Annotated in this window: 9 protein-coding genes; 8 read left to right on the forward strand and 1 reads right to left on the reverse strand. The window is 57.1% G+C overall.

The genetic code is table 11. From position 1 onward, the window contains the following. Positions 1–8: 8 nt before the first annotated feature. Positions 9–254 (reverse strand): hypothetical protein, encoded by a 246-nt coding sequence (locus tag HY298_02795; protein MBI3849208.1) that lies wholly within the window; start codon positions 252–254, stop codon positions 9–11. Between the two features lie 205 nt (positions 255–459). Between HY298_02795 and HY298_02800 the strand changes: the two genes are divergently transcribed. From HY298_02800 to HY298_02835, 8 genes are all read left to right on the forward strand, one after another. Then, the gene (locus HY298_02800) at positions 460–789 is read left to right on the forward strand and encodes a type II toxin-antitoxin system HicA family toxin (protein MBI3849209.1); all 330 of its coding nucleotides are present in this window, start codon (positions 460–462) and stop codon (positions 787–789) included. A 27-nt stretch (positions 790–816) separates the two neighbouring features. Continuing rightward, complete coding sequence (locus HY298_02805; GenBank protein MBI3849210.1) at positions 817–3993, forward strand: hypothetical protein; 3177 nt, start codon at positions 817–819, stop codon at positions 3991–3993. 417 nt (positions 3994–4410) lie between these two features. Beyond that, complete coding sequence (locus HY298_02810; protein MBI3849211.1) at positions 4411–7110, forward strand: hypothetical protein; 2700 nt, start codon at positions 4411–4413, stop codon at positions 7108–7110. Positions 7111–7404: 294 nt separating this feature from the next. Then, entirely contained in the window at positions 7405–10530 is a 3126-nt protein-coding gene (locus tag HY298_02815) for a hypothetical protein (GenBank protein ID MBI3849212.1), read from the forward strand. Between the two features lie 210 nt (positions 10531–10740). Then, the gene (locus HY298_02820) at positions 10741–13890 is read left to right on the forward strand and encodes a PSD1 domain-containing protein (protein ID MBI3849213.1); all 3150 of its coding nucleotides are present in this window, start codon (positions 10741–10743) and stop codon (positions 13888–13890) included. Between the two features lie 98 nt (positions 13891–13988). Continuing rightward, positions 13989–14366 carry a four helix bundle protein gene (locus tag HY298_02825; GenBank protein MBI3849214.1) on the forward strand — a complete coding sequence of 126 codons (378 nt, stop codon included), beginning with the start codon at positions 13989–13991 and terminating at the stop codon, positions 14364–14366. Between the two features lie 137 nt (positions 14367–14503). Continuing rightward, positions 14504–15973: a DUF1501 domain-containing protein gene (locus HY298_02830; protein MBI3849215.1), complete on the forward strand. Its 1470-nt coding sequence runs from the start codon at positions 14504–14506 to the stop codon at positions 15971–15973. A 203-nt stretch (positions 15974–16176) separates the two neighbouring features. Further along, a complete protein-coding gene (locus HY298_02835) occupies positions 16177–19398 on the forward strand; it encodes a DUF1553 domain-containing protein (protein MBI3849216.1) in 3222 nt (1073 codons plus the stop codon). The last annotated feature ends 4 nt before the right edge of the window (positions 19399–19402 follow it).

Below are 19402 nucleotides of genomic sequence, written 5' to 3' on the forward strand. Positions count from 1 at the left end.
AGGGGCCGTCATGCCGGGCTGGAGGGCTTGAGGTAAAGACGGGCCTTGGATTGCAGCAGCGCCAGCAGGCCGCGCAACTGGGCGTAGGTTTCGTATTCGGCGAATTCCTCGGTCGTGAGCAATCCTTCGTTCGCCTTTTCGGCGAGTTCCTGGCGTCGTTCGGGAGTCGGCCCGTTCAACTTCAACGCAAGGATGGAGCGCGCGCTGGCTTCATTCAAAGTGCTGCCGAGCCGCTCGGCCAATTCAGAAACCATTTTCTGCGATTGAACCCATTCTGGAAATACAGTCATTCCCATACGCTCTTATTATGCCTGCTGACGGTCGAATCACAAGCCCGAAACTGCTTGCTGCGATTTATGCGTCAGCGGTGGAGACAACCTTCTCACAAGCTGTGGCGCGTTCGGGCGTTGCAGCCGACCAACCGCCGCCTTTTGAGCTACCGCCGGTGCTCCTGTTGGTTTGAAAGTCAGAAAGGAGAAAGCGGAAACCGGTGGACAGAAGCCAGAGGTCGGAGGCCAGAGGTCAGAAGTCAGCCATCGCATTTTCACCAAGGAAGGTCATCCGGAGCGGGTTGTGATTCCGGTTCGCGGTAATCGTCCGTTAAAGCTTGGACTGCTCCTTGCCAATGTCCCGGGTCTTGCAAAATGCACGCTTCACTCCCGCAATTTGCACGATTTTACCGTTTCAATTTTTCCTTCCTCAGCGCACGAAAACTCGGAAGTTGTTGATTACAAGAGTGAAGTTAATGCGGGCCTCTCGGTGGCATGGCAACAGCTAAACATATTTTAGACAGCCAAACATCAAATAAGAGCCAGTATGAAAACAATGCCCTTCAATTCAGTGGAGAATTCCATGCGCGCCAATATTTCTTGTCGTTCTCGTCAAATGTTCGCGGGAGTCACCGTCTGCACCCTGCTCGGCCTCGCCTCCACCGTCCGAAGCCAGACGGAAGTCATCGAAGATTTTAATAATGCGATTGCGCCTGCTCCTGGCTGGGGAAACTACGATCCGGGTGCCGGACTGGGCCAGCCCTACACCCGAACCAAAGTCGCCGATGGCTCCGGTTCCGTCAACGGCTTTGCCTACCGGCAATTTGCTCCGGGTACCCAATGCGCGAACATCATTACACGTGGTGGTATCTATCGACCGGAAACGTACTCGACCTTTTTTGAATCGGTGGAATTGAATAATTTCGACGCGGGAATGGATGCTGCCGACTTTCTATTTGGCGCTCGCATTGGCAATGCCGTCTCAGCCCCCGGACAATTGACGGGTTATGTAACGGTGTATGCGCCGGGCACCTTGCGCGCCCGGCAGGGGCTGCTCGCCAATATTGAATTTGTCGCGGAAATAACGTCCGGCTTCATGGATCTTTACCGTGGCGGGGCTGCACCGATGGCGCAGATTCCGCCGGGACGCAAGACGCGGCTGGTTTACTCCGGGTCGGGCGACACGATGAAAGCTGAACTCTACGACGTGACCGATTTGTTGGAGCCGCTGGTGCGCATTAATTTCCAGGACTCTTCCGGAAACGCCAGCAGCCACACCACCGGCTCCGATCTGTTGGGATTCCTCAATCTCGAATTCGAGGAGCGGAGCGATTGGACGGTTGACAACTTCCACGCCACTGGCAACCCGAACACCTACGTCGGCTTTCCCGGTCAGGCGCAGGTCGTGAATCTCAAGCCCGCGCCCCAGACCTTGTTCTATCAACCCCCGGGCACTGGCAGCAATATCACCTTCACGATCACCACCTTCAGCGCCAATACGACGATCGACACCAACCAATTGAAGCTGTTCCTCAACGAGGTGGACGTGAGCGGCAGCGGGTTTGGTGTCACGGAAGTCCGGACGCCGATCGTTGGCACCCCCAACACCAACTTCACTGTGGTTTGGAAGGGCAGCCTTTCCAGCAACACGGTTTATCATGGTCAAATCCGGGTGCTGGACAACTCCGGCAAAGGGACGACCAACAATTTTTATTTTGACACGTTTACCTTCTTTAACCCCACCAACCCCGCCAACCCTTCGGGCTTCGTCCTCATCGAGGCGGAGGATTACAATTATGGTAGCGGACAGAAACAAGATTATCCGCTGGTATCCGGGACTGATGATACCACGACGACATTTGATCCTATTTTTGATGCTTCATGTGTGTGTACTCCTGCCCCCACAGATGTACTGGGACCGCAGGTTAACGGTGGAGGGGTCGGTTATTTCGACCAGCAAGGGACACTTGACGTTGATTATCATGATGCCCGCGGGACGTCCCTCAACAGCCGCGAGCGGAATCAGTATCGCACCCTGGATTCGGTTGGAACTACGCAAGGGACCAAAGGCGGCGGATTTGATACGCCCCGGTCCTATCGTTCCAACTTGGTCAATCAGTCCAGCGGAACCTCCTACGTGCCGGATTACGTCGTGTCCGACATTCAACCGGGCGATTGGATGAACTACACCCGCACTTTTCCCGCTGGCAATTACTTGGTGTACCTCCGCGCTTCCAGCCAGGGCCGTCAAGATGTCCGGCTGGATGAGGTGACGAGCGGTGAGACGACGACCAGCCAAACCACTGCGCTGCGCGGACAATTTCTGGTGCCCAATTCCGGTGGCGCGACGCGCTTCCGTTATGTGCCGCTGACGGATGAGGCGGGCAACCCGCAGGTCTTGAATCTCAGCGGTCTCAAAACCCTGCGTTTGACGGCGAACCAAGTCCGGACCGGCGTGACCCCGACGGATGACCCGGTCAGCGACCTGCAACTCAACTGGATTCTCTTTGTGCCGACGAATGGTGCGGCGTCCTCGCAGCCCTACATTGCCTCGGCGGTGCCGTCCGCCAACTCGGACAACAGCGGGCCGACCCCCAACGTGAACGTGGTCATTCTCGATCGCGCGACTTCGGTCAACACGAACAGCATTGTATTGAGGTTGGATGGAGTGAATGTGACAAGTTTAGCTACGATCACCGGCACGACCACGGAAGGCGCGGGCGCCACGATCAGTTATTCGCCCTCGGGCTTCATGCTCCCAGGCTCAGTCCATACCTTGGGCGTCGTATTTAGCGACGGATCGACCACGCAATCAAACCAATGGAACTTCACGATCGAGCCGAATACGGCGTTGCTGACGCCGAGCGACGCGGTGGGGGGATCGCCGGATACGAACTTTTTCCTTCTCGTCAACAAAGCGCAAAATGGTTCTGATCCAACCGCGTGCCCGGTTCAAGGGCCCTTCGACAACTTGATACCTCGGGCGGAGCAGCAGTTGGCCGGGCAACTCATTAATTCCGACGCCGCGTCGCCGTATGCTAATGAAGCGGCTGGGACCAATGGCGGCTTTTACACCGAGCCGGAGTCAATCAATTTTCAACAATGTGGCGTAGATGATGCGTCTAAGTTATTCCATTCGGGTATCAAACCTTATCCTGGAATCCCTCTCGCGGACACCAACAACGGCACCTACGAATGCGGCGTGAGTGGGGATCCAGACCACTTCGCGATTGCCGCCACGATTAAACTGCAGTTGGCTGCTGGCGCCTATCGGATGGGAGTGAACGCCGATGACCACTTCAAGGTTACTGCCGGTGGGGCCGGTGGCACCAATGTTTTTCTCGCGCAAAGCATCAATTCTCTCCCCGGAACAAGGGGTGATGGCCAATTCGAGTTCGTGGTGCAATCCAGCGGCGTTTACAACTTCCGCCTGGTTCAAGAGGAAGGCGGCGGGGGTGCCTTCGTCGAATGGTATTGGGTCAATCAATCCACCGGCGTCAGGACGTTGGTGACGCCGCCGCCACCTATTCAGCTCTTGTCGGCAGCGACCGTCAACGGCACTTACAATGTCGAAGGCGCAGCGGCGATCGACACGGGAACGAAGACCGTGTCGGTGACGAAACCCGCCGACACAACCCGCTTCTATAAATTGAGCGCGGCGTCGGCGTTGAACATCACGAACATCACTTTGTCGGGCGGCAACGTTGTGCTGAAATATCAATAACTGACGTTCCGTCCGGCGTTGCGCGGTTGGGTAGAGCCGCGCGACTGGGGGTGGCAATGCACAGCACGCATTCCACTGCGGGAGGCCACATTCTGGGTTGTGGTCTCCCGCTTTTTTATTTTGAAACGGTGCCGCGCTGGCGGGCGTGAGGTCGCATGGCGCGTCGCCGGATGAACCCGGACGGAGTCGGAGCCAGCAGCCGTGAGCGACGGTAATGATCGAACGACATTCTTTTTGCTTTGACTGTTCTTCGGTTTAGAATGTCGGCGTTACGCGGTCGAAAGCGCCTTGGGTTATGTGTGAATTTTTGCCTTTCCGCAACAGATGAGGTCTTGGATTCCACCATCATCAACTTTGGGTGTCCGCGCGCCGCTCGGCTTGCGAAAAGTCATTCATTGTGGGTGGGTCCTCTCCGTGATGCTCCTCTTGCACACGGCCGACGGCCATACCGTGTTCTTGGATGATTTTGACGATGGTACGGATCGCGCCCCACTGCTGAATTGGAATCACTATGCGCCGCTGAACAACGCCCCCTTCAATGCGGAGGCGAGCTGGACATTTCCCGAAGAGGACGGCGGCAAAGCTTATCGGATATTCGGCGGAGCGCCTCAAAACAATTCCGGCGGACCAGTACGCATCGGCAGTTTTCCCGCCGCTCCAGCCAGCCGTGATTTTTTCATTGGTGTGGACCTGGTGAAATGGGACGACAAATTGGTCAATAACGTTGGCTTCATGATTGCCCGCGCCGCGCTTTCTCCCTCGGGACGGGCTTCGGGCTACCTGGTTGGTTACATCAGCGACGCGGAAGGCTTTTCCGATCATGCGGGGCAATCGGCCTTCATGCTGGTGGCTTTCCAAAGTGACATCAATGTGTCGGCGCCGGATCGCTACACTGGCGGCACGGCGTTTTTATCCCGCCTCAATCCGATGCGAAAATATCGCATGGTCTTCAGCGGGGCCGGCCCCAACCTGCGTGCCGCTCTTTATGACCGGACGGATTTGTTGGAGCCGGTGGTGAAAATCGCCGCCGTCCATTCAATGACCACGAACGGCAACTACGGCATCGGCGCCTTGAACCTGGATGAGGACAAGCCCGCCGATTTTACCTTTGATAATTATCTCGCGGCAGCCAATCCCGCCATGCCCGTTGGCTTTCCCGGCACCCCGCAGGTTGTTGACTTGGTGCCTGCTCCTCAAACGCTCTTTTATCCCATTTCACAATCCAACCCGATCACCTTCGCGCTGCGAACCTTCAACACCAACCAGGTCGCCACCAACTCGGTCAAATTATTCCTCAACCACGCCGATGTTTCCGGGCAATTGGTTTTGGCTGATCTGTCCACAGCTACGGAACCAAAGTCCCATTGGGGAGTTCGTTACACTGGCAAGTTGAGCGCCAATACAATTTATAATGGACAAATCATTGTTCTGGATACGGCGGGGAAAGGTACCACCAACAAATGGATTTTCGACACCTTCCCGACCAACGGCACCTTGACCATCGAAGCGGAAGATTACAATTTCACCAACGGCCTGTTCATGGACAATCCGCCGGTCTCCGGTTTCATGGCCGACGGTGAGAGTCAGGTCAATGGCCACGGCGTGGGCTACCTCGATCTTGCCGGCACGCGCGGCGTTGACTACTTCGATCACAACGGCCGTCTCGATACCGACGCCAAACCCAACGCCAACCTCAATCAATATCGTCTCTACGACGGAGTGGAAACATTGCAGGACGTCCGCTCCGTTCGTGATACGCCGCGCCAAAAGCATCTCCAGACGGGCGTACCCGACTTTGAAGTCTCGAACACTCGGGCCGGCGAATGGCTGAACTACACCCGCACTTTCCCCAGCAACATTTGGGATGTTTATTTGCGCGCATCGGCCCAGGCCCGACAGGACGTGCGCCTCGATGAAATCACCAGCGGCAGTAAAACCACCAACCAGATGAAAGCTCCGCTCGGCACTTTCCTGGTACCCAATACCGGCAGCTCAACGCGCTATCGCTACGTGCCGCTCACCGACGCCGTCGGCAATCCGCGACCGGTTGATCTTGCCGGCGTGCTAACGTTGCGCTTGACCGAGTTGGCCGCCAACAACGATCTGCAGCTTAACTACCTGTTGTTTGTTCCGCGAAGCAAGGCGGCCGTCCTTTCCCGGCCTTTGATCGCCGTGGCCTTGCCGGCGCCCGACGCCGTCAAAGTGGACCCGCAGCCGACTGTGCAGATCGCCATTCTTGATCGTGGTTCAAATATAATTCCCGCCAGCGTCAAATTGCGATTCGACAACAGCGACGTGACCAGAGCCGCCGTCATCACGCGAACGACGACCGAAAGCCCTGATCTCACCATCCGCTATGAGCCGCCTGAATTCCTTCAGCCGAAATCAAAACATACGATCAGTTTGAGTTTCGACGACGACGCCCGGCCTGCGCACGTCCAATCCAACCAATGGAGCTTCACCGTCGCCGACATTCTCGTCATTCCTCCCGGTTTTGCGCTGAAGACTCAACCCGATACGGCCTTCACGATCCAGGTCCACAAAGCTGCGAACCTGGCACCACCCAATGATTTTCCCAACTCTTCCCTGCGCGGCGAGCGACAACTGGCGAACCAGATCATCGAGGCCAAGACCGGCAAACCTTACGTCAACGAAGTTGCCAACCGGCCGGGCAACGTCGGCCTTTACACCGAAACCAACGCCATCAATTACGAACAAAACGGCCTCGCCACAGGATTTTTCCCGGGCGACAAGCGATATCCCGGCATTACGACAACCGATCCGGATCACTTCGCCATGGCGGCGACGATTAAATTACCGCTGGCTGCGGGCGTGTATCGCATGGGCGTCAACAGCGACGACGGATTCAAAGTGTCCACCGGAGCGTCCGCCTCCTCGGCTACGAATCTCGTCCTGGGTAACTCGGACCAGAGCCAGGTGCCAGGCAGGAGAAACGACGGCCAGTTTGATTTTATTGTGGCGACCAACGGAGTTTACGCATTTCGGCTGCTGCAATATGAAGGCAGCGGCGGCGCCCATGTGGAATGGTATTGGGTCAACCGAACCACCGGGCAGCGCGAACTGATCAGGCCTGTCCGCGAAGAACGTCGTCCCTGATCACCACTGATCAGATCTGCTGGCGATAAAGTTACCATTTCATTTGGGAATCATGATTAACGCATCGCGGTTCCTGCGCGTCGCAGCTTGCCGGAGGAGGGACGCCGCCTTGCAAAATGCAATCCCCCACCATGCAATTTGCACGGTTTTCTGGTCGCGATTCTTCCGTCATCAACATCTTTCAATGCCAAGACCATTGATTCATAGGCATTAGAGTAGAAACGCAAAGTCGTGGCACGGCAGCCGCTATTGCTTCGGTGAACAGTTACCTTGATCGAAAGCTAAAATTTCAAAATGAAACGTTCATCTTCCATCACTGTCAGACAAATGATTCGCCGCCTCGTGTCTTTTCGCTCACAGAAAAAGGCCTGGGCCGGTCTGTTGCTTCTTTGCCTCGGCCTGCCATCACCGTTGCTGGGTCAATTGGCGATTACCGATGACTTTAATGATGGTGACGATCTGGGTTGGACCCGTTACACGCCGGCAGCCGCACCGCCGTTTAATGCCGTGGCCACTTTTTCATTTCCGGCGGATGGAGTCGGTGGAAAAGCATACGAAATGTTTGGCGGGCCGCCCGCCGACGTCACCGCCGGGCCAACCAGGCTGGGCGCCTTTCGGAACGACTCCACTTACACGGATTTTTTCAGTTCGATGGACATTTTGACCTTTGACGACAAACTGCTCGCCTCGATTTGTTTCATGGGTGGGCGGATTAACGCGCCCGGCTTGGGGACCACGAGCGGCTATCTGGTCGGGACGGGTGTGGCTGGAGGCGACGCCCAAACGGCGTTGGCCATTACTCTCGGGGAGTCGGAAATCATGCTGACACTGTTGGATCCCTTCACCGGGGGCATCGCTTTGTTGCCGGCGCTCCAACCGGCCAAAAAATACCGTATGGTTTTCACCGGCTCGGGTTCGGATTTGAGAGCGGCCTTGTACGATCGCACCGACCTGCTGGAGCCCTTGGCGAGAATCGCCGCCCTGGACAGCACTATTCCATCCGGCATTTCCGGTGTGGGCGCGTTCAACGCGAGTGATTCCGGTTCGACCGATTGGACCTGGGATAATTACTATTCAACGGCGGCGCCCACAACGCCAGTCGGTTTCCCAGGCACCGCGCAAGTTACGGAATTGATTCCGGCACCACAAACCTTGTTCTACTCCATTCCGGCCGTTGACCCAATCACGTTTGCGGTGCAGACTTTCAACACCAACCAGATCAATACCAATGCCGTGAAGTTGTTTCTCAACGACCTGGAGGTTTCCACCCAGTTGGTGTTCAGCAATCGCGCCCGCGGCTTTCCGTTCAATGACCCGACCAACGCGAATTTTGGCGTCCGTTACACGGGAACGTTGGCCAGCAATACAATTTACAACGGGAAGATCATCGTGTTGGACATGGCCGGCAAAGGCACCACGAACACCTGGGTGTTTGACACCTTCGTGACCAATGGCACCTTGACCATCGAGTCGGAAGATTACAATTACACGGATCAAAACACCCTGGTCGCCGGACAGTTTCAGGACAACCCGCAGGTGTCCGGTTTGATGCCCGATGGCACCACGCAAGTCAACGGTCAGGGACCAGGCGGAAACGGGTTGGGTTATTACGCTGCAGTTGGAACACTGAACATCGATTACTTCGACACGGACACCAGCCCCAACGCCACGGAGCAGCAGTATCGCAATCAAGATGGAGTCGGCACGATGCAAAACCTGCGCGGTGCCGGTGACACCGCGAGACACCAGTACCTGAACGCCAACGTGCCCGATTACGGAATCTACGCGATGCAAAACGGCGAGTGGCAGAATTACACGCGCACGTTCCCCAGCAACAATTGGAATGTCTATCTGCGGGCGGCCAGCCAGCGGAGGTCAGCAGTGCGTTTCGACGAGATCACCGGGGACCGCGCCGCCACCAATCAGTCAAAGTCCATCCGCGGATATTTTGTGATACCCAATACCGGCAGTTCGACCCGTTATCGTTACGTGCCGTTGACCGATGCGGTTGGCCAGCCACGGGTCCTGAACCTGGCCGGCGTCCGCACCTTGCGAAACACGTACCTGGGTGGCGCCGATGAGTTGGAACTGAATTATCTCTTTTTCACGCCGGCGACCAGTGTGCCGCCCGTGAATCGACCTTGGATCGCCAACGCCACACCGTTTCCCGGCGCGTTGAAAGCCGACCCGACGTCCGACGTTCAAATCATCATTCTCAACGCCGACACACAGGTCAATCCAGGGAGTATTCAACTGCGGGTTGACGGTGTCGATGTAACCAGCATAATCACCGTCACCAACACAACCACCGAAGGCGCTGGTGTGACCGTCAAATATGTCCACGCCGGTTTTCTGCCGGCTAACTCCGTTCATACCGTCAACCTCGTCTTTGGGGATAACACGTCATTCTTGCAGACCAATGAATGGACCTACACGGTGCAGAATTATACCAATCTCGCTCTGCCCGTTCCGATTTATCTTGAAACCTTTGACGCCACGGCGGAAGGAACATTGCCTGCTGGATGGAGCCAGACCAATAATACTGACCCCGATCACGTGGGTGAAGACCTTAACGATCCGAGATCCGATTCCTATCTGGGCTGGACGGTCATCGACCAGAATCAACTCAGCACGTTTGGCAACGTCCGGATTGAGTTGCCGTTTATTGTCGTCAACGACCACCAGGTCACCAATCTGGCCGACGGGAAACTCGTTTATGCGGAGTCGGATCATCGCAGCGGCAATCAGGAACAGTATTTACTTTCACCGGATTTCAACCTGACGGGCCGGAGCAATATCTTCGTCTCTTATCACAGTGTTTACGAACAGAACCAGGACAGCTTCGGCGCCGTGGAGTACTCCCTCGATCAGGGCAACTCGTGGCTGCCAGTGGTTTATATGCTGGACCAGGACGATGCTTTCATCGGTTCCATGGGAGTGGTCGATGCGGTGTCCGCCTTGAACACCCCCCACACGGATGCCGCCTTCGGCGCCAGTTACGGCACTTTCATTCGCGCCCCAATCTCCCAGGCGCTCGCACCGTTCATCAGCCCACGAATCGATGACGATCCGTTGGAATCCAAACGGGTTGAGTTATTCCCGCTGCCCGCCGCCGCCAATCAACCGAACGTGCGTTTCCGTTTTGCCCAGGCCGGCACCGGAAGCTGGTATTTTGGCGTCGATCATTTCGGCCTTTACAGCATTCCGCCAGGCTTCAGCAACCCGATTCAAATGACCGTCCGCCGTGCCGCAAACACGGTCGTCATCGAATGGATTGGCGGCAAGCCGCCCTATCAGGTCCAGAAGAAAACCAGCCTCGCCGCTGCGAGTTGGGTGAATGTCGGCAGCCCCGGGACTCAGACCATCTTTACCGAGCCGCTGGGTTCCGGTGCGGCCTTTTATCGGATTGCCGGCCAGTAAAGCCGGCGGTTGGCGAGTAACGATCTGGCGATAACTGGAGCGCTGCTCCGGGCAGGATTTCCTCCCGGTCCGCTGGGCCGCAAGTCAAAGGCCGCGCTATGCGCCAACCACGGAGCGCGCCGCCACTTCCGGTTCGGTTTTTCATTTGCCGCCAGACGGCGACGGCCTTATTTTGTCCGACAACACAAACTTCAATGGTTAAGTTGTCGAATGGCTAAAACAATTTTGAATATGGTCGGTCGCCGAATTTATCTTCCCATTTGTCTCGCCATCGCGCTGACGGGCAGCCGGGCTTTCGCCGCCGAACCGGCCAAGGTCGATTTCGCCCGCGACATCCAGCCCATCTTCGTCAAGCGTTGCTACGAATGTCACGGGCCAGACAAACAAAAAAATGACCTGCGCCTCGACCGCAAACAGGACGCATTGCACGGCGGTAAATCCGGCAAACCGGTCTTCCTGCCGGGCAAGAGCGCCGAGAGTCAGATCCTTGAACGCGTGACCTCGCAGGACCCCGACGAAGTGATGCCGTCCAAAGGCGAGCGGTTGACGGCGGAGCAAATTGGTTTGCTGCGAGCATGGATTGATCAGGGCGCCGTCTGGCCGGACGAGAAAAGGCATTGGGCCTTCATCAAGCCGGTTCGACCGGAAGTTCCGGCCGTTAGAAATAAGCGCTGGCCGCGGAATGAAATCGATAACTTCATCCTCGCCCGGCTGGAGCAGGAAAAATTATCAGCCTCGCCGGAAGCGGATCGCGCCACCTTGATCCGTCGTTTGACTCTCGACCTCACTGGCCTGCCGCCGACCATCGAAGAAGTGGATGCCTTTCTGAACGACCGCAGCAACCAGGCGTACGAAAAAGTCGTCGATCGTTTGCTCGCCTCAAACCATTACGGCGAACATCTTGCGCGCGGGTGGCTTGACCTGGCGCGCTATGCGGATTCCAATGGTTACCAGGTGGACATCGCCCGTTCCATGTGGCCGTACCGTGAATGGGTGATCAATGCTTTCAATCGCAACCAGCCGTTCGACCAGTTCACCATCGAGCAGCTCGCCGGCGACCTGTTGCCCAACGCCACGCTGGAGCAGAGAATCGCCACCGGTTTCAACCGCAACACCAAGTCCAACGACGAAGGCGGCGGCGATGATGAGGAGTATCGAACCAAGGCGGTGAAGGACCGCGTGGCAACGACCGCGGCGACCTGGCTGGGCCTGACGATGATGTGCGCGGAATGCCATTCGCACAAGTATGACCCAATCTCGCAGGAAGAGTACTATCGTTTCTACTCGTTCTTCAACAACACGACCGATCGCGGCAACAGCACCGATCCGAGTATTGCCGTCCCCGCCCCGCCGGTGCAGCAAAGAGTCGATTACCTCCACTCGCAACTCGCACGGCTGAAACAGGATTTGGCCGAAACGGAAAGAATCCTGCCTGCCGCACAGGAAGCTTGGGAGCGCCGCATCGCCGGCCAAACGAACGTCTGGATTACACTCAACCTGACCAGCGCAATCTCCACTGGCGGCGCGACCATCACCAACCTGCCCGACCAATCGATTCTCGTCGGCGGATTGAACCCAACTTACGACACTTACCAGATTTCCGCCGAAACCGATTTGCAAAACATAACAGCGGTCCTGCTGGAAGTGCTGCCCGATCCGAGCCTGCCCAAGAACGGTCCGGGTCGTTGGAGCCAGACCGGCAATTTCATTCTGGACGAATTCGGGATGACGGCGTCGCCGAAATCAGGTGACGCCGTTGCTCCCAGAACCGTCTTCTTCGGCAAGGCGAGCGCCGATTGGGAACAACAGTATTATCGCGCCGAACATGCGATCGATCGCAACCCGAGAACCGGCTGGGCCATCGCGCCAAAGTTCGGCCAGCGGCACTTTCTCATCGCCGAGTTGAGGGAACCGCTCGCCAGCAAAGACGGCGCGAAAATCGGATTCCGGTTCGATTCGTATCACGGCAACAGCCACAGCATCGGTCGGCTTCGGCTCTCGGTAACGACGGAGAAAGACCCCGCCGCGCTTTGGCCGGTGCCGACCGAAGTGGCGGATTTGCTCGCCGTGCCGGCAGCGAAACGCACGCCGGAGCAACAGCGGCTGCTTGCAGCGCACTACCGCACCGTGTCGCCGACCGTCCGCCAGATCGAACGGGAAATCTTCCGCCTAAACGAACGCGAAGTGGAGCTGGCCAATACGAAGTACACCTCGCTCGTGGTGAAGGAACGCGACGAACCTCGGGCGACCTACGTTCAAGTGCGCGGAAACTTTTTGGAAAAAGGCAAGGAGGTTACGCCCGGCGTCCCCGCGATTCTGCCGCCCTTGCCAACCGATCAACCGACCAATCGCCTCGCGCTCGCACGCTGGCTGGTTGATCCGCAAAATCCTTTGACCGCGCGCGTGACCGTGAACCGGCTGTGGGAGCGGGTGTTCGGCACCGGCATTGTGAAGACGAGCGAGGATTTCGGCAAACAAGGCGAAGCGCCGTCGCATCCAGAGTTGCTCGATTGGCTCGCCTGCGAATTTATGTCACCAACCGTTGCGCACCGCGATTCACGTCTCACGGATCACGCATCACGGATCACGCCTCACTCCTGGAACGTGAAACACATCATGAAGCTGATCGTCATGTCGGCCGCGTATCGCCAAAGCGCCACCGCCAATGAGGAGCTGCTGGAGAAGGACCCCTACAACCGGCTGCTGGCTCGCGGCCCGCGGTTTCGCATGGACGCCGAGATGATCCGCGACCAGGCTTTGGCCGTGAGTGGACTGCTGAATCCAGAAGTCGGCGGGCCGAGCGTGTATCCCGTTCAAGTGGCGAACTTGTGGAAGGAGCTCGGCTTCCTGCGTCCCGAGATCGGCATGGACGAATGGCCCACGAGCGAAGGACCGGAGCTTTACCGTCGCGGAATTTACACTTTCTGGCGCCGGGTCTGCACGTATCCGACCTTCGCGACGTTCGACGCACCAAGCCGCGAAGTGTGCATCTCGCGACGGCCGCGCAGCGACACGCCGTTGCAGGCGTTGGCGGCGTTGAACGATCCCGCATTTCTGGAAACCGCACGGGTGTTCGCTCAACGCATTCTCCTCCACGGCGGTTCTGATCCGAACCAACAAATCGAATATGCGTTTCGGCTTTGTCTCGCCCGCTCTCCCACGAAATTGGAACGGCAACGCCTGGTAAATCTTTACGAGCAGCAATTGAAAAGTTTTGAGCGCGATGCCAGGTCAGCCGAAGAACTGGTCAGGCAGGGTTTAGCCGAGCGCCCCGCTGATCTGGACATTCGCAAACTGGCGGCGTGGATGATGGTGGGAAATGTTTTGTTAAATCTGGATGAAACGCTCACGAAGGAATGAAATACCAAAATACCCAAGCACCCAAATACCCAGAACTGATTCAATGCCAGGATTCCCGAACGTGGCGCGGTGAGGAGGATTTTTGGAATGGAACGACTATGCCAGTGACTGGCGAACTGCGTGAAGAACCCAACCACAGAAAGCCATACGACTTGGAAGAGCGAACCGCACAGTTCGGCGAGGCCATTATTCGCTTTGCGAAGAAGATTCCTCAAAATCCAGCAAACAACCGTTTGATCGGGCAGTTGGTCGGAGCCGGCACGAGTATCGGCGCGAACTATTGCGAAGCGGATGATGGGGTTTCGCGGAAGGACTACAAGAACCGGATCGGGACTTGCAAGAAAGAAGCAAAAGAGACGAAATTCTTTTTGCGGATGGTGGCGGTGGCCGAAGAAACACTCAAACCGGAAGCCCGAGTGCCTTGGCAAGAAGCGAAGGAATTGCATCTTATTTTCTGCTCAATTTACGCAAAATGAAAAAAACACCCAAACACCATGAAGAAAATACCCAAACACCAAAATACCCAAGGACCCAAATGCTCAGGGAATCTTACGCACTGCAACTCGCAGGATTGGGTGTTTGGGTCTTTGGGTGTTTGGGTACTTAAAGCCCTATGAGAACGCCATTGACCATTACCGACGAACTTCGCTCCGAAGAATACGGCAAGCTGATAACGCGCCGGAAATTTTTCCAACAATGCGGCACCGGCATGGGCGCACTGGCTTTGGCGTCGTTGCTGAACGAAAATCTTTTCGCCGCTCCGACCTCAACCGCCGCTGGTTCGACGCCACTCGGCCCGCATTTCCAGCCCAAAGCCAAAAATATCATCTACCTTTTTCAATCCGGCGGACCGTCGCATCTCGACCTGTTCGATTACAAACCGGAACTCATCAAGCGCAATGGTCAGCAGATGCCGGATGAAATCTTGAAGAACATCCGGTTGGCGCAAATTGGCAAGAACGCCTCCGTCTTGGGCACGAGCTACAAATTCAAACAATATGGCAAATCGGGCGTGTGGCTCTCGGAATTGTTGCCGCACCTTTCGACCATCGTGGACGAAGTCGCGTTCGTGCAAGGAGCCTATTCCGAAGCGTTCAACCACGACCCAGCCACGCTCTTCTGGAACACCGGTGCGCAACTTGCCGGCCGGCCCAGCATGGGCTCCTGGTTCAGCTACGGTTTGGGAACTGAGAACAAGGACTTGCCGGCCTTTGTCGTGATCACCACAGGGGCGGGCCAACCGCTCACCAACAATTCATGGGGCAGCGGATTTCTTCCCACCGTCCACCAGGGCGTTCAACTCCGCTCGCAAGGCGATCCGGTCCTGTTCGTTTCCAATCCCAAGGGCATGGGTGCCGAACGCCGCCGACAATCGCTCGACGCCATCCGCGACCTGAACCAGATGCGTTACGATGTGTTGCGCGATCCGGAAATCGCCACGCGCATTTCGGCTTACGAACTGGCTTACCGGATGCAAACCAGCGTGCCGGACGTGATGGACATTTCCAAAGAGCCGCCCGCCATGCACGAAGCGTATGCCACGACGCCAGGCCGGGCCTCGTTTGCGAACAACTGTTTGCTGGCGCGTCGGCTGGTCGAACGCGGCGTGCGCTTCGTCCAATTGTATCACCGTGGCTGGGACCATCACGGCGGCGTGGACGGAAACCTTGCCTTCGACCTCAAAAAGCGTTGCCTCGAAACCGATCAACCGACAGTCGCGCTGATAAAGGATCTAAAAGAGCGCGGACTGTTGGATGAAACCCTAATCATTTGGGGTGGTGAATTCGGACGCACGCCGATGATGCAGGGCAAAATGCAGCCCGACCTGATGGGCCGCGACCATCATCCGCACGGCTACACGGTCTGGCTCGCCGGCGGCGGCATCAAGCCGGGCATCGTTTACGGCAAGACGGATGAATTCGGATTTTACGCCATCGAAGACAAGGTCCACGTCCACGATTTGCACGCTACGATCCTGCACCTGTTCGGCTTGGAGCACACCAAGTTGACCTACCGATTCCAAGGTCGCGACTATCGCCTGACCGACGTGCACGGCGAGGTTGTAAAACCTTTGCTGGCTTAGCGAGCAGGAAGCCTGCGCACGTTTAACCGCCAATGACCTAGGACAAATTCATGTTGCATCTGCAACATGAAACTGTCCAGACATTTGATCGGCCAAAAAGTTTCTCTGCCTTCGATTTCACGGCACAGTCTCCCGGCTTTTTTAAGATTGTCGGAAACGCTTTTTTCGGCTTATGGTTACTGCACAATGTGGCGGCGTGACGTATGAATCTTTCGCTGTGTAATGCCCATCAGGGCTGTCGTTGGCTGCTGACCGGGTTCTTGGTCTGCACTTATGCGGCGAGTTCATCGGCAAAATCACCAGCCAGCCCCGCGAAGATCGACTTCAACCGCGACATCCGACCCATCTTTTCCGAGCACTGCTACGCCTGTCACGGCCCGGACGAGCGCAAACGCAAGGCCGGTCTGCGTCTCGATGTTCAAGCGGACGCCTTCAAGGAATTGAAATCCGGCAATCACGCTCTGGTGGCGGGCGATTTGTCGAAGAGTTCCCTGGTTGCGCACATCACTTCAACGGACCCGGACGAAATCATGCCGCCACCCAAGCACAACAAGCCGCTCAAGCCGGAACAGATTGACTTGTTGAAACGCTGGGTGCAGGAAGGCGCGCAGTGGAAGAAGCATTGGGCGTTCATTCCGCCCGAGCGCGCCGAACTCCCGGCGGTCAAGGATCAGAAGTGGCCGCGCAACCCGATTGATTATTTCACCCTCGCCCGGCTCGAAAAGGAAAAGCTCAAGCCAAATCCGGAAGCCGACAAGCCCACACTGGTCCGCCGCGCCACGCTCGATCTGACTGGATTGCCGCCGACCATCGAAGAGGTGGACGCCTTCCTGGCCGACAAGTCGCACGATGCTTACGAAAAACTGGTGGATCGCCTGCTGTCGTCGCCGCACTACGGCGAGCGGATGGCCCAAAACTGGATGGACCTCGCGCGCTACGCCGACACCAGCGGTTACCACTTCGACGGCGTCCGCTTCATGTGGCTGTGGCGCGATTGGGTCATCAAAGCTTTCAACGACAATAAACCCTACGACGAGTTTACCGTCGAACAACTCGCCGGTGATCTGCTTCCCAAGCCAACGCAATCGCAGCGCGTCGCGACCGGCTTTGTCCGCAACAACATGACCAACGACGAGGGCGGGGCCGACCCGGACGAGTATCTCAACAAGTACGTGGTTGATCGGGTCAACACGCTCGGCGCCGTGTGGCTCGGCCTCACGGTGGGTTGCACCGAATGTCACGACCACAAGTATGATCCGCTGACAACGAAGGAGTTTTATCGGCTTTACGCCTTCTTTCACAACGTGCCAGAGAAAGGCCTGGACCGCATCCGCACGGACAACCCGCCGCCGCGATTGCCGGTGCCCACCCAGGAGCAGGCGTTGCAATTCGTCGAGGCGGACTTCGCGCTCAAGGATGCCGAGAAGACGTTGCAGGATCGCTCCAACGAACTCGGCGAGACGCAGGAGAAATGGGAACGCGAAACCAATGCCAAACCGCCACCGAAACCAAACAACGAAGGGTTGGTGGCTTTGCTTAAGTTCGATGATTCCCTGAGCGTTCCATCTCCCTTCGGAGAAGATGAGGGCAAGCTCATCGATTCCGAGAAGCCTGAGTTTGCCGATGGTAGGCTCGGCAAAGCGCTGAAGTTGGACGGCAAAGCGTACGCGGATTTTGGCCCGCTCGTCAGTTTCGAGCGCACCAACGCCTTCAGCTACGGCGCATGGGTGAAACTTGAAGGCGACGGCGCGGTGTTGAGCAAGATGGAGAAGGGTCCGGGCTATCGCGGTTTCGATCTCTTCTACGCCGACGAACGTTTCGAGGTGCATCTCGCCAATGCCTGGCCGGACAATGCGCTGAAGGTCCAATCGAAGGACAAGTTTCCCAAAAACCAGTGGCAGCACGTGTTGGCAACTTATGATGGCTCGGGTAATGCCTCAGGCGTCAAGCTGTATATCAACGGCCGCGCCCGAGATCTGAAGACCGAGAAAGATAACCTCACCGAGACCATCACCAACAGTGAGCCAGTGCGCATCGGCGCGCGGAACGGTGAATCGACCGTGAAGGGTTTGGTGGACGATCTGCGCTTTTACAATCGAGCGCTCTCGGCGGAGGACGCGCGATTGCTGACCTTCAACGGTTTTCTGCCCATCATCGCCAAGTCGCGTGGACATCGGAGCGACGAAGAGCGCGCTGAATTGCAAAAGTTCTACAAAGAGAACTACGCCGTCGATTACCTTCGCTCGGAAACCGCGCTCGCCGACGCGCGCAAGCAGAAGGAAGAATTCTACAAGAAGATTCCCACGACCTTGGTCATGGAAGAGATGACGCCACCGCGCGACACCTTCCTACTCGTGCGCGGCGATTTCCGCAATCCGGGCGAGAAGGTCACACCCGGCACTCCGTCCGTCCTGCCACCGCTGCCGGAAGGTGAAACCAATCGGCTGACGTTGGCCCGCTGGCTTGTTTCCAAAGATCATCCGCTGACGGCACGCGTCACGGTAAACCGTTACTGGTCGCTGTTCTTTGGTGAGGGACTCGTCAAAACGATCAACGACTTCGGCTCCCAAGGCGAATGGCCGAGTCATCCGGAATTGTTGGACTGGCTGGCCGTGCAGTTCCGCGACGGCGGTGAAATCCGACAGCGCGGCGGTAAGAGTTCGCGCTTCGAGCGAAGCAGCGCCAGCGCGTGGGACGTGAAGGGTTTGGTGCGTTTAATGGTGACGAGCGCCACCTACCGGCAATCCGCCGCCGTCACGCCGGAGAAACTGGAGCGCGACCCTTACGACCGCCTCTTTACCCGTGGTCCGCGCGTGCGACTGGATGCCGAATTTGTTCGCGACAATGCGCTGGCGGTGTCGGGTCTCCTCAACGACAAAATCGGCGGACCGAGCGTGAAGCCTTATCAACCACCCGGCACCTGGGACGGTGTCGATGCGAAGTACGTGCAGGACAAGGGCGACGCCCTTTATCGCCGCGGCATGTATGTCTTCTGGCGGCGCTCGGCGCATTATCCTTCCTTTGCGACGTTCGACGCGCCCAACCGCGAGGTCTGCACCTTCCTCCGTCAACGCACGCAGACACCGTTGCAATCCCTGGTGTTGATGAACGATCCGGTGTACGTCGAAGCTGCGCGCGGACTGGCGGAACGCGTGTTGCGCGAAGAACCTAAAGACACGGACAAACGAATCGTGCGCGCCTTCCGCCACACGCTCGGTCGCGTGCCGAAATTGGATGAGGTCGCCGTTCTGCACAAAACGTACGAACAACAATTAACTAATTTCAAACAGGACACGAAGGCCGCGGAAGACTTGCTGAAGGTTGGCGAATCGCCGCTACCCGAGAAAGCTGATCCTGCCGAGTTGGCCGCGATGACCGCCGTGGCCAACGTGCTGTTGAACCTCAACGAAACCATCACCAAATAGCTGC

The organism is Verrucomicrobiota bacterium (genome assembly GCA_016200005.1).
Taxonomy (GTDB): Bacteria; Verrucomicrobiota; Verrucomicrobiia; order Limisphaerales; family PALSA-1396; genus PALSA-1396.